10 protein-coding genes are annotated in these 12,534 nt (G+C 44.7%); 3 read left to right on the forward strand and 7 right to left on the reverse strand.

What is annotated here, in order from left to right:
- Window positions 1-110 precede the first annotated feature (110 nt).
- Together F0232_RS04590 and F0232_RS04595 are read left to right on the forward strand one after the other, a co-directional pair.
- Window positions 111-2,507, forward strand: coding sequence for a helicase-related protein (locus F0232_RS04590; protein ID WP_171750712.1), 2,397 nt, complete (start codon window positions 111-113; stop codon window positions 2,505-2,507).
- 203 nt (window positions 2,508-2,710) lie between these two features.
- Window positions 2,711-3,088, forward strand: a complete 378-nt coding sequence (locus F0232_RS04595; protein WP_004738481.1) for a hypothetical protein — start codon at window positions 2,711-2,713, stop codon at window positions 3,086-3,088.
- Between the two features lie 112 nt (window positions 3,089-3,200).
- Here the strand turns inward: F0232_RS04595 and F0232_RS04600 are convergent, their stop codons facing one another.
- The 7 genes from F0232_RS04600 to F0232_RS04630 all read right to left on the reverse strand — a co-directional run bounded on the left by F0232_RS04600 (window position 3,201) and on the right by F0232_RS04630 (window position 9,233).
- Complete coding sequence (locus F0232_RS04600; protein ID WP_004738479.1) at window positions 3,201-4,304, reverse strand: phosphoribosylaminoimidazolesuccinocarboxamide synthase; 1,104 nt, start codon at window positions 4,302-4,304, stop codon at window positions 3,201-3,203.
- A 237-nt stretch (window positions 4,305-4,541) separates the two neighbouring features.
- Window positions 4,542-4,949 (reverse strand): SulA-like leucine-rich domain-containing protein, encoded by a 408-nt coding sequence (locus tag F0232_RS04605; protein WP_061032749.1) that lies wholly within the window; start codon window positions 4,947-4,949, stop codon window positions 4,542-4,544.
- A gap of 337 nt (window positions 4,950-5,286) precedes the next feature.
- Window positions 5,287-5,475, reverse strand: coding sequence for a hypothetical protein (locus tag F0232_RS04610; protein WP_004738475.1), 189 nt, complete (start codon window positions 5,473-5,475; stop codon window positions 5,287-5,289).
- Window positions 5,476-5,640: 165 nt separating this feature from the next.
- Window positions 5,641-6,714, reverse strand: a complete 1,074-nt coding sequence (locus F0232_RS04615; protein WP_105057308.1) for a J domain-containing protein — start codon at window positions 6,712-6,714, stop codon at window positions 5,641-5,643.
- A gap of 154 nt (window positions 6,715-6,868) precedes the next feature.
- Complete coding sequence (locus tag F0232_RS04620) at window positions 6,869-7,534, reverse strand: OmpA family protein (RefSeq protein WP_105057307.1); 666 nt, start codon at window positions 7,532-7,534, stop codon at window positions 6,869-6,871.
- 116 nt (window positions 7,535-7,650) lie between these two features.
- Entirely contained in the window at window positions 7,651-8,340 is a 690-nt protein-coding gene (locus F0232_RS04625; RefSeq protein ID WP_061032746.1) for a DUF2786 domain-containing protein, read from the reverse strand.
- Window positions 8,341-8,549: 209 nt separating this feature from the next.
- Window positions 8,550-9,233 carry a DUF3334 family protein gene (locus tag F0232_RS04630; protein WP_008223007.1) on the reverse strand — a complete coding sequence of 228 codons (684 nt, stop codon included), beginning with the start codon at window positions 9,231-9,233 and terminating at the stop codon, window positions 8,550-8,552.
- Between the two features lie 222 nt (window positions 9,234-9,455).
- Between F0232_RS04630 and F0232_RS04635 the strand changes: the two genes are divergently transcribed.
- On the forward strand, window positions 9,456-12,491 hold the full coding sequence (locus tag F0232_RS04635) for an FAD-binding and (Fe-S)-binding domain-containing protein (RefSeq protein WP_105057306.1): 3,036 nt from the start codon (window positions 9,456-9,458) through the stop codon (window positions 12,489-12,491).
- The last annotated feature ends 43 nt before the right edge of the window (window positions 12,492-12,534 follow it).

Here is a 12,534-nt window from a genome sequence, read left to right on the forward strand (position 1 = left end):
CCCGATCTTGGCAAACAAAATGATATTCTTTCTCCTATCCCACAGTTATCGAATTCTAACGTCATAATTCGTTATACTTTGCTCACATTTTTTCGCGGCTCTCTCTTTTTATGTCTCAACTTCCCATCGATAGCTATCAAAGTGCTTTCCATCAACAGATCGCCGATTCTCACCTTGTTGTAGAAGCTGAAACCGGTTCGGGTAAATCAACGCGCCTGCCAATTTGGGCATCTCAACATGGGCGTGTGCTAGTGGTAGAACCAAGAAGAGTCGCTTGTACATCGTTAGCTAAGTTTCTAGCGAAAGAATCAGGTGAGAAGCTGGGCAGCAAAGTGGGTTACGCCATCAAGCTTGAAGCACAATACAATGAGCAGACTGATGTAGTGTTTGTTACGCCCGGTATTGCCTTACGTTGGTTAGCGGAAGATGGGTTGGTAGGCTTTGATGTGATTGTGGTGGATGAATTTCACGAAAGGCGTTGGGACATCGACTTGCTGGTGGCGATCCTCAAGCAGAAGGCGAGTCACCGTTTGGTCATCACATCGGCAACCATCGAAGGGGAGCGCCTCGCTGGTTATCTACAAGCGAACAGGATCAGTTGTGAGGGACGAACTTATCAGGTTGATATCGAGCACAGAGCAAATGAATCTAGGGCTTTGCCAGATAGTCGACATCTAGAGCAACGCGTCGCTGAAGAAGTGAATCATCAACTTATTGCATCGCACGGCGATATCTTGGTTTTCCTTCCGGGCAAGAAAGAGATTGTGCAGTGTGAGCAAGCATTGGCAAAACATCAGGATCTGCAAGTTGTTAGATTGCATGCCTCGGTGAGTGACAAGGAGCGAGACCTCGCGTTATCTGGTCGCAACACGGGTAACGAAAGTGGCAATAGAAACGATGGTAGAGGCTTGCGAAAGGTCATTCTCGCAACCAACGTGGCTGAAACCTCACTTACCATTCCCGATATTGGTGTGGTGATCGATTCTGGATTGGAAAGAAGAACGGTTCAACGTAATGGCAGAACCACTTTGATGCTGAAATCCATATCACGCGCGAGTGCCAAGCAACGTGCCGGGCGTGCGGGTAGGATTATGGACGGTGTTTGTGTTCGTTTGTATGGTGAGCATGCGGCATTAGAATTAGTTACACCACCTGAATTGCAGCGTGAAGAGCTGACTGAGCCGATGTTGGCAGCGGCATGCAGTGGCTTCACTTTGGAGAGTTTGTCTTTCCTCGATCCCATTCCAGAAAAATCACTACACAGCGCAACACAAACTTTGCTGACGATGGAAGCGATTGACCACGACCATCAAATTACCGATCACGGCAAAAAGCTTTACCCACTACCGATTGATGCTTTGTATGCCGACATTGTTACCCGAATTAAAACCAAAGCACTGAAAGAGGCGATGGTCGATCTCACGGCCGCATTGTCTGTGCCTGCTCGGTTATATCAGCTACCTAATAATGCTGAACACTTGGAAGCGCTCGCCCAGCAAGAAAAAGAGGGCTGTGATTTAACCTTGTTGATTCAGATTGTGCGTGGTCGCGATTATCCGCATCTTGAAATCGACCAACAAGCTTTGGCGGAAGCACAAGGGCTTGCCGAGCAAATGCGTGAAGTGTTTGAGCTTCCTCTGCTGGAAGTTGCCTCTCGTTATCAACGAACAGCGCTACTTGAAACCATCATTAAGCTGCATCCTGAGTTGGTGTTTGTGCGCCGTTTAAAAAGAAGAGAGGCGTTTGCTAACGGGTCACTAGAGGTAGTACTTGGTCGTCAGCATCGTTTTCCTGATAACGCGCAGGCTATGTTGGTGTTGGATACCCACAGCCTTCCTGGGCGAGGGGTTAAGCAGACACTGACTCTCGCAACGACCACAGCACCAATTGCACTTGAACTGGTGGTTGAGGCAGAGCTCGGCGAATGGCAGCAGGGCGAAACCGTGGTCAATGATGAGGGTGTATTTACCGAGATGGATTTGGTGTACGCAGGTCGTACAATTACAACCAAACTGGTTGCTGCAGAAGGTCAGTTGTCCTTAAAACCTATCGTGGCTCTGGTGGTAAGTGGTACTCAGCTTCCTGATTTTGCCAAGGTTCGCACTCAAGAGATAAAGCACTGGCAGTTGTACGTGAAACTTGGACTGGATGAGCAAACCAAGTTTACCTCCGATATCGAGCAACTGAGTTTTGAATCGTGGTTTATTGAGCAGCTTGAAGTGCTAGGAGTTACCGATGTCAGTGAACTCGAAATGTTTGACGCATCGGACATTCCTTTTGACGGTATCCCTAGTTGGTTATATGCAGAGTTCGCTGAAAAGTACCCGTTCTCACTCACTCTTGCTGACTTGAACTTGGAGGTTGAGTACCTTGTGGGAAGAAAGTTGATTTACGTTCATTATCAGTCGGGTAGTAGAAAAGCACCGCCGAAACGATGGGAGCTACCAACTTGGTCTGGCTGGCGTATTCAGTACAAAAAGGCGAGTCGAATTATTGATATAAAATAGATAGATAAGTTTTATCTCCAAAATATTAATCAAATAGGCGCATATATTATTTTTCGGTGCGCATTATGTTACAAGTTTGATTTTTATATGCCTTTTTAACCAATCAAAAGGTCATAAAAGACTATTGTTCTATATCCTATTGCTATAACGAAAAAGTTGATAGATATTGAGTATATTGTGTTGCCAAAGTGTCGGGGGACATCATGGATAATCAGAAAGAGACGCGTGTAGAGTTTGATTACACAACTTTTCTTGGCGCCTCATGCAGTAAAAAATGGACTTTTCTGGAGGCACTCACCACCATTGCTCCAGTGTTCAGCACCGTTTGGCGAGACAGCATCAAAGAGCTAGCAAGCCCAGAAGATCGCTTATGGCAAATGGCATTGAAATCGATGTCTACACGTAAAAGCGATGAATCAAATATTGTGACTTTGCTTAAGCTTGCCAAATTAGAAGGCATCAATGAACTCAAAGTGGTGATGCCATATTCTCTTGAAGAAGAGCAGATTGAGTACATCGAATCGCGTAGTCATTTAGTGATTGCAGGGAATACTGGAGAAGAGTTTACTATCCGACTGTAAACGTTGGAGCAGTGCCAGCGATGCTCAAACAAGACTGAAAACGTACATGTAAAAAGGGCCTCAATATTGAGGCCCTTTTTGTATCGTAACGGTGTTTAAATCAACAAGATGATTAATCGATTAGCCCGTAGTCAGCACGCAATACGTCGATGATCTCTTGTTTAGGGTTTTCGCTCAGTACAATCTCAGCGCCAGTAATCTTTGCTGCGATATCAAGGTAAGTGCGAGAAAGAGACATCAGTGCATCCAATGGCAATTCATTGTCACGCGCTAGCGCTTCACGCTCTGGCATACGCTCTTTATTAAGGAGAATATCGGCATCAGGGAAGTAGTTAAGTAGGAACTGACGGAAACCTTCTTTTGAGTTTTCAACGATGTTGCCATTGTTGTATTGCTCTGTATCCCAGATACGAGATGAGTCAGGTGTGCCCACTTCGTCCATGTAGATAAGCTTCTCTTTGCCTTGTGCATCGTTCACGTAACCAAACTCAAACTTGGTATCAACGAAGGTTTGGTCTACTTTCTCTAACGCGTCACTGATGACGTTAAAGCCTTCTTTCAATAGCTTCTCGTAGTGCGCGATATCGCTCTCTTGAGAGAAGTTAAACGCTGCAAAGTTATCTTGGATGTTCTGACGTGTGATGTTTACATCGTCCGCTTCTGGTACACCAGGAATGCCTTTCAAAATACCTTTAGTCGAAGGAGTGATTAGAAGCTCTGGTAGTTTCTTATCTTTTTCTAGACCTTCTGGCATTTCGATACCACAGAATTCACGCTCACCATTTGCGTATGCACGCCACATAGAGCCTGTGATGTATTGACGACAAATCGCTTCAATCATTACTGGGCGCGCTTTTTGTACAATCCATACGAATGGGTGAGGGATATCAAGAATATGGCTGTCAGCAAGACCGTTGTCTTTAAAAAGCTTGAACCAATGGTTAGAGATAGCATTAAGCGCAGCGCCTTTACCAGGAACACCTTTCAGGTTGCCTTCACCACGCCAGATACAATCAAATGCAGAGATACGGTCACTGATTACCATGATAGCTAACGGAGCATCAGGTGCTACGTCGTAGCCTTTCTCTTTAATTAGTCGTTGGCTATCTTCTTCAGTTAACCAGTAAACCGAACGAACCTTGCCACTGTGGACAGGTTTATCAGTGCGGATTGGGAGGTCATCATTTACGGCAAGAACTTGATCAGCGAGGCTCATTTAGACATTCCTATCTTTTATCAAACGTCATACAGAGAAGTGCAATGTGCACATGATTAGACGGGCATTATACCCAATCTAACGTTTGCTTCCAGAGAAAAAGCAAACGTTTGCTAAATCAACTAATCAAATAAAAACCCCTGCCTAACTATCCACCAAATTTAAGGCGAAATGTAGGGCAGGGGAAGGCAGTATATTTGGACTATATTACTGAGCTATCTAGTAGCGCTATGTTGCTTAGTGAATGCGCTCTGAGTTGGCATCCATGAAGAAAACCTCACACTGGAAACGCATACCTAATGTTCTTAAGTATTGTTGGCTAAATTGATCAATTGACGCGCTAGCAACGATCGCACTCGCATTCTTAGAGCGGATCGCTTTCTCTACTGTTTCAGCTTCGGTCATTTGGTGAGAAGCTTTCATGTGAATAACGCGGTCGCAGCATACGTTATGCTTCTGCAGCTGCTTAGCGGATGGTCTTGGCGTTTGAGCCGTAAATAGTAGCCATTGATGTTGATTGGACAGTAACGCCATTTTTGCAAATAACGCTTCATCAGTTGAATGATGAGCTGAGCGAGAAGCTGATGCAAATGCGCCGTGAATTAGCGGGCTAGAGTGTTGTGCTTTAACGTGTGCTTGAATCATTTTGCTGTCCTTATATACATGCTGTATGTGTATACAGTAGTTTTTGTTGCTTATAAGATCAAGCGCTTTTTGCGGGATTATTGGACGATTTCTTATAGTGAAATGAAGTTTGTGCTTATAAGTCCATGAAATTAATTGATAAATTAAATTTGAATGATTTTGTTGTTTTTCTCAGAAATGGAAAAAAGTGTGAGCTTTATACAGGTGTATACAGTAGTTTTCTGTAAAAACCACTGTATATACCTGTATAGAAGATAAGAAGATAAGAAGATAAGAAGATAAACGCTGGGCACAAAAAAAGCGCCTAAGGCGCTTTCTTATATTTCAATGGTGTAGCTTATCTCAGTGTTGCTTGGGAGAGTTTTGCTCTCATTTCCATCTCACCAATATTGAACTGGCGAACATCCATGGTCGCGATATCATTGCAATCTTTACATGCATGATGGCACTTACCATCTAGGTAGTCGTGCTTCTTTACTAGGCTTGGCTTTTTGCACCAATCACAAACGCCTTCTATTGTGAACATATTCTCTCCTCACCTGTTTAAGTCAGGTGTATTTTCGGCGCAAATTATGACACAACAGAGACCTATTAGTTAATAGTTTGTTACTCGTTTTTGAGAAGGTGATCGATTGCAACACTAATAAAATCGATATCTCTGTGAGATGGAAAGATAAAGGTGTGTAGTTGTTTACGATTTTGTAACACTTTGTAAGATCGTTTTTAGCGCACTGTTCAAACGTTTCATTTCTTCGTCACACCCTTGACCATCAGGGTGGTAAATCTTTGATAGTTGTTTATATCTCACCTTAATACTTTTCTGATTAGGAATAGAGCTTGGCGTGTAGCCAAATAGTGCACAGGCTAACTGTAAATTGTTCGAACTTTTTTGGCCTTTTTGTTTCTTCAATTCGTTGAACATGGTCTGCAATTGACGTTTTTGCTGCTTAATGGCGCGGTTCTTCTCGCTCAGTTGCGCTTCGAGTGCCTGCTTCTGCGTTCCCAAGTCACTCGATTTTAGAATCTCTCTTTTTCGCGAGATCACCAGAGTCGCGCTGATACTCACGATAACAATCAGTAACGCTAAAGCAGCACCAATCATATAGTCAGAGCCAGTTAGGCTAGAGCTGGAGAGGTTAGATTGCACTTGGTTAGATTGTATTTGCTGAGATGCTCCCTGACTGTTGTCTATTTCAGAGCCGATACCCTCGTCGAGCTGTTCGATTGAAGAGATCTGTTTTGCACGTTGTTGGTTGAACTGTGCTTCAAGAACACGGTTGTAGCCATCTTCCGCGTCTGGGTTGTTTGGCAACGCTGCTTCATACCAAAGTTGTGCGGCGTCTAGTGGGCTGAGTAGCTCGTGTTCTGGGGAAGATTCGTAGAGCTTGGCGATTTCTAGTGTCGCTTGCTTGTTCCCTTGCAATGCGGTTTTGATAAACCATTCCAAGGCTAATTTGTTATCGGGCTCACCACCCGTTCCGGCCAAGTAAAGCTCAGCCAATCTGAACTGTGCATCTGCATTGCCGTTTTCCGCGGATTGCGAATACCAATAGAATGCGTCATCGATGTTTTTAGAGACGCCTATCCCTAATTCATACGCTTGTGCTAATTGATATTGTGATGCCGAGTCTTTAGGTGATGGATCTGCTGCGTTACGTTCTTCACTGTTATCTGCCGCGAGGGCGAGGGAGGAAAGCAATAAAACAAGGGCTAGAAGCAGTGTTCTCAGGGGCGATGATGTTAGAAAGTTGGATAGGATAAGCAAAAGATAAGTCTCGTAAAAAGCCCAGTGCCGATATCAGTATCAAGACGCTATGTAGTGAATAGTAAAGTCGTACAGCTTTGAATCAGCCATACCACAGACAAGCAACTATATAGCGGTTATTTCAATAGATAAAGGAGATTGGGCTTTAATCGTGCTACTTAAGTGGCAAGATTTGAATCTCTACACGGCGGTTACAAGCACGGCCTTGAGACGTGTTGTTGTCGCATAGTGGGTAACGTTCGCCGTTACCACGAGCAATGGCACGGCCTGCCGCTACGTCTTGAGAGATCAAGAATGCACGAACAGATTCAGCACGGCGTTCAGAAAGGATTTGGTTCGTCGACTCGCTGCCAGTGCTGTCAGTGTGACCTTCGATTACTAGGCTCGTGTCTGGGTATTCAACTAGGATACGCGCAACACCACGAAGTGTGTTGTGAATGCTTGATTCAAGCGCGTAAGAACCAGAATCGAAACCAATGCCGTTTTCAAGGCGAAGTAGAAGTTGGTTTTCGCCAACACGTTCTACCTGAACACCTGAGTTCATCAGTTCTTCACGAAGTGCCGCTTCTTGTCGGTCAAAGTAGTAACCAATACCACCGCCAACAGCAGCACCGCCGGCAGCACCAATAAGAGCACGTTTACCTCGGTCTTTAGAGTCACCGGTAGCAGCACCAGCAACGGCACCAGCGATTGCACCAATTAGAGCGCCTTGAGTTGCAGAGTTAGTCTCAGATTCGCCAGTAGTAGCGTTTTGGCGTTGAGTTGCCTGACAACCCGAAAGTGCGACAGTAAGCGCTAGGGCTAGTGTGATTTTTTTCAACGTATTTTCTCCATCATGTACTTCTGTCAAACGTATGGATTACGAATGACAAACATATAGTCCTGTAGGTCCTATTGATGGTTTTTATCAATACGCTGAAGCAATGTAAAGCGGCTCTATGATTTAGATATCTTTTTAGGTGCCTGTGCCCCGGCAACTGGTCGATTAACAGACAATTTACGGCCTTTCTTCAAGCCAACTTCGTAATCAGCGGTGAGATTTTTCATCGCCTCTTTAAGTTGTTGTTTGAAGGTTTCGCGGTCGATATTTTTGAACTCTTTATCGATGTAGTTATTGATTTTGTTGTTCGACTCGTCGTCTGGTGTGATCGTCGGTAGTTTTTCAAGCGCACCTTCAACCCAACCTGATACAAAGGAATTCACGCGACGGGTTACTTCTAATGTACCCGTACCAGACCCCGCAAAGCTGTTGCGGAATTGGCCAGTATGTTCATTCAGTTCACGATAGATGATATCGAAAGCAAAGGCTGCAAAGATGGCACGATCGGCTTCACCGATGAACTCTACACGCTTGAGACCTTTATGGTTCAGCAGTACAGCTTCTACGCCAAATTTAGTGTTGATACCACGAATAACACGCAGCAGTGTTGAGCTGATATTTGCGGGTAACAGGTGCGTGGATTGAGTCTTGCCCATCTTGATAAATTCAATATCGTCTTTTTCGAGACCATATTTCAGCATCAAGTTATGCGCCATTTTGATTGCATTGGCAGCTTCATTGACGTTAGCAGAATTACCAAGCTCAAGACACTTAGCTATTTTCTTTAGGGCTTTTTTCTTATCCATCGACTACTTAATCATTACCGCAAATTTTGAAAAGTCCGACATTTTACATGTTTTGGCGGGTAACAGAAAGCAAAACTCACTCAGTGGGCGAGTTGGGTTCGTAACAATTAATTAAGCAAAACGGACTTTGGAGTATAAACAAAAACGCCATCAAGAAGATAGATGGCGTTAGTGACAGGGTTTTTGGTAATGACTAGAGCATTCGCAAACTAGATACCCAGTTCATCAAGCAGATCGGCTGCTGAATCATTGCCTGAGCTTTGTGTTGGCTTATTACCTTCCTGCATCTTTTTCTGAGTTGCTTCAAGAATGCTGTCTGGACACTCGTCTTCTGCAATCTCAAATTCTTCTAGTTGGATGAACTCTGTTTTGTCCATAGCCAACTCAAGGTAGAAGATATTATTGTTTTCAGTTGAGAAGGTCACACGACGAGCCTGTGGGCGATCAAGGTTAGTATCAACAGAAAGGTTTACTTGCTTGTTCAGTGCCAGCATCTTCGGTTGGTTTTGAGTGATGTTAGTTTGCAGCTCTTTGCGGATCTTATTAGTGAAGTCACCAACTAGCTGGTTCATTAATTCACCTAGTACGTCACCCACTTCATCAGATGTATGCAGCACAGCCAGTTCATTTTCCGGCATGCCCATGTTACGCATGTAATTGGTGTAGATCTCTAATGCGGCTTTCGACGTAAAATTGATAACAACAAGACCAGAAAAGCCTCCGTCAAATAGAACGAAGCAGCCAAAATCTGGCTTTAGGCTTGTCTTATTGATCTTTTGAACCATGGCTGAATAGGACACCTGAGAAGCCGTTGCTGATGTAAGTACGCTTGAGACTGATTGGCATAGCTTAAGAAGAATATCTTCAGTGGTGACTGTTTTATTTTTTTTCATTTTGATGTGCTCGTGGAGATGTCTTAAACAAAATGTTATTCAATATTTTGTTACTGAATTAAGACGAAAGTGACTATTTCTCCATTCTTGCACTGAGATTCTGATTTGATCACCTTTTTATATGATCTTAATAGTAGTAAAGTGACGAAATTCAAAGAAAATTATTAAAAATCTCAGATAACCCAATGCTGATAGGATCAGCGAAGTAGGGGCAGGAAGCAAATGTTACCAAGACTTCAACTCAATGCTGATGTCGATCCAGTTGTTGTACGCTTTTTAGATGAACTAAAAACAGCGGGCTTTACTGGCGACATTGAATCTCAATATTCTAGCCGTTTGGCGGTCGCGACTGATAACAGTGTCTATCAGCAATTGCCCCAAGCTGTCATTCTTCCCAAAACAACACACGACGTTGTGCTTATCGGTAAAGTGGGTTCTAAATCTGCTTATGAACGCGTAACTTTTTCTCCTCGTGGTGGCGGTACCGGAACCAATGGACAATCCTTAACTAAAGGGGTTGTGGTTGATTTATCACGCTACATGAATCAGGTTCTTGAGATTAATGAGAAGGAAGGCTGGGTACGAGTTCAGTCGGGTATCGTTAAAGACCAATTGAACGATGCGGTTCGCCCTTACGGTTACTTTTTCTCTCCAGATCTTTCAACAAGTAACCGAGCAACACTGGGTGGCATGATCAATACTGATGCATCAGGCCAAGGGTCATTGAAGTACGGTAAAACGTCTGATCACGTGTTGTCTTTGCAAGCGGTATTCGCCGATGGTTCGTGTCTAGAGTCTGATTTATCACATGGCTTACCGGAAGAGGGCGAGTTTGCGCATCATGCGCTTGCGGTTACCGAAGCGGTGTGTCGTGAAAAACGCACTCAAATCCTCGATAAATTCCCACCATTGAACCGCTTCTTGACGGGCTACGACCTCAAGAATGCTATCAATGATGACGATGACAGCTTTGACCTTACTCGCGTTTTATGTGGCGCAGAAGGTTCTTTAGCCTTCATTACTGAAGCAAAGCTAAATCTAACCCCAATCCCGAAAGCGCGAACTCTGGTTAACGTGAAATACAACACGTTTGATTCTGCGCTGCGTAATGCACCCTTCATGGTTGAAGCGAAGGCTCTCTCTGTAGAGACGGTCGATTCACGAGTATTGAATCTAGCGAAGCAAGACATTGTTTGGCACACCGTGAGTGACCTACTGACGGATGTTCCTAACAAAGAGATGCTTGGCATCAACATGGTTGAGTTTGCGGGCCAAGATGAAGCGGAAGTTGAACAACAAGTTCAAGCGCTGACAGCCAAACTTGAAACCATGGTTGAGAGCGAAGAAGCGGGCGTGATTGGCTTCCAAGTGTGCAGTGATTTGGCGAGTATTGGTCGAATCTACAACATGCGTAAGAAAGCGGTAGGTCTATTAGGTGCTGCGAAAGGCCGAGCTAAGCCTGTCGCTTTTGCTGAAGATACCTGTGTACCACCTGAAAACTTGGCGGATTTCATCTCTGAATTCCGAGTCCTGCTTGATTCAAAAGAGTTGAACTACGGCATGTTTGGTCACGTTGATGCGGGCGTTCTACACGTTCGTCCGGCACTCGACCTATGTGACCCTATGCAAGAAGCCTTGATGCACGAAGTTTCTGATGAAGTGGTTAAGCTGGTGGCGAAATACGGCGGCTTAATGTGGGGTGAGCACGGTAAAGGTTTCCGTTCTGAGTACGGTCCTGACTTCTTCGGTGAAGAACTGTTTACCGAGCTTCGACGTGTTAAAGCGGCATTCGACCCACACAATAAGATGAACCCAGGCAAGATCTGTACACCTTTAGAAAGTGATGCTGAGTTGGTTAAAGTGACCGACACCAAGCGTGGTTTCTATGATCGCCAGATCGACGTTCAAGTGCGCGACAGCTTTAAGCAAGCGATGGAGTGTAACGGCAACGGCTTATGCTTTAACTACGACACCAGCTCGCCAATGTGTCCTTCTATGAAAGTCACTGCTGACCGTCGCCATTCACCAAAAGGTCGTGCTGGTTTAGTGAGAGAATGGTTGCGTCAGCTAACTGAGCAAGGCGTGGATATTCTCGATTTAGAGCAAGAAGCACTAAAAGACGACACTCCGGTCAAAACTATGGTTGAGCGCGTTCGTAACACCATGAACAAACGCCACGAGTACGATTTCTCGCACGAAGTACATGAAGCGATGAATGGTTGTCTTGCATGTAAAGCGTGTGCGAGCCAATGTCCGATCAAAGTTGATGTACCAAGCTTCCGCTCACGATTCTTAAACATCTATTACTCACGCTACCAACGCCCTGCCAAAGATTACTTGGTCGCAAACATTGAAACCATGCTGCCACTCATGGCGAAAGCGCCAAAGGTCGTTAATGCTGCATTGGGTCAAAAGTGGGTTCAATCTGCAACAGCGAAAACAGTCGGTTATGTCGATGCACCACTGATGTCGGTGCCTACGCTCAAAAATCGTCTGGCAAGCAAAGAGCTGCAACTTTTTGATATTCAATACCTAGAAGGGCTCTCTTCGGAAGAGAAGAAACAGCATGTATTGATTGTCCAAGACCCGTTTACCAGCTTCTATGATGCAGAGGTGGTTGAAGACTTCGTCACTCTGGCTCAAAAGCTTGGCAAGACACCAGTGCTACTGCCGTTTAAACCAAATGGTAAGGCGTTGCACATCAAGGGCTTCTTAAGTCGTTTTGCGCGCGAGGCGAAATCCACTTCTGATTTCTTGTCGATGGTCGCAGACATTGGTATTCCGCTCGTGGGTGTGGATCCCGCTTTGGTACTTTGCTATCGCGACGAATATGTCGAGATCTTAGCGGATAAGCGTGGTGACTTTGATGTGCTCACTGTTCATGAATGGTTATTACCATCGCTTGGTGACTATGAAGCGCGCTCTGCAAGTGAAGAGATGTGGTATTTATTTTCTCACTGTACCGAGAAAACCAAGATGCCAAATGCTGAAAAAGAGTGGGGCGCTATCTTCCAACACTTTGGAGCAGCACTTACTAGCGTACCTGTAGGCTGTTGTGGCATGGCGGGGACGTTTGGACATGAAGTCGATAAGTTACAAATGTCAAAAGACATCTACGGTTTAAGTTGGAAGCCAAGGATTCAAGACTTACCAAAAGAGCGCTGTTTAGCAACAGGATACTCTTGCCGTAGCCAAGTGAAACGTTTTGAAGGTGAGAAGCTCGCCCACCCATTACAGGCACTCGCACAAATTCTTTAAACTATTTAGCCCAGCAATTGCTGGGCTTTTTTCTAAACTAACA

Source organism: Vibrio sp. T3Y01 (assembly GCF_013114525.1).
Taxonomy (GTDB): domain Bacteria; phylum Pseudomonadota; class Gammaproteobacteria; order Enterobacterales; family Vibrionaceae; genus Vibrio; species Vibrio chagasii_B.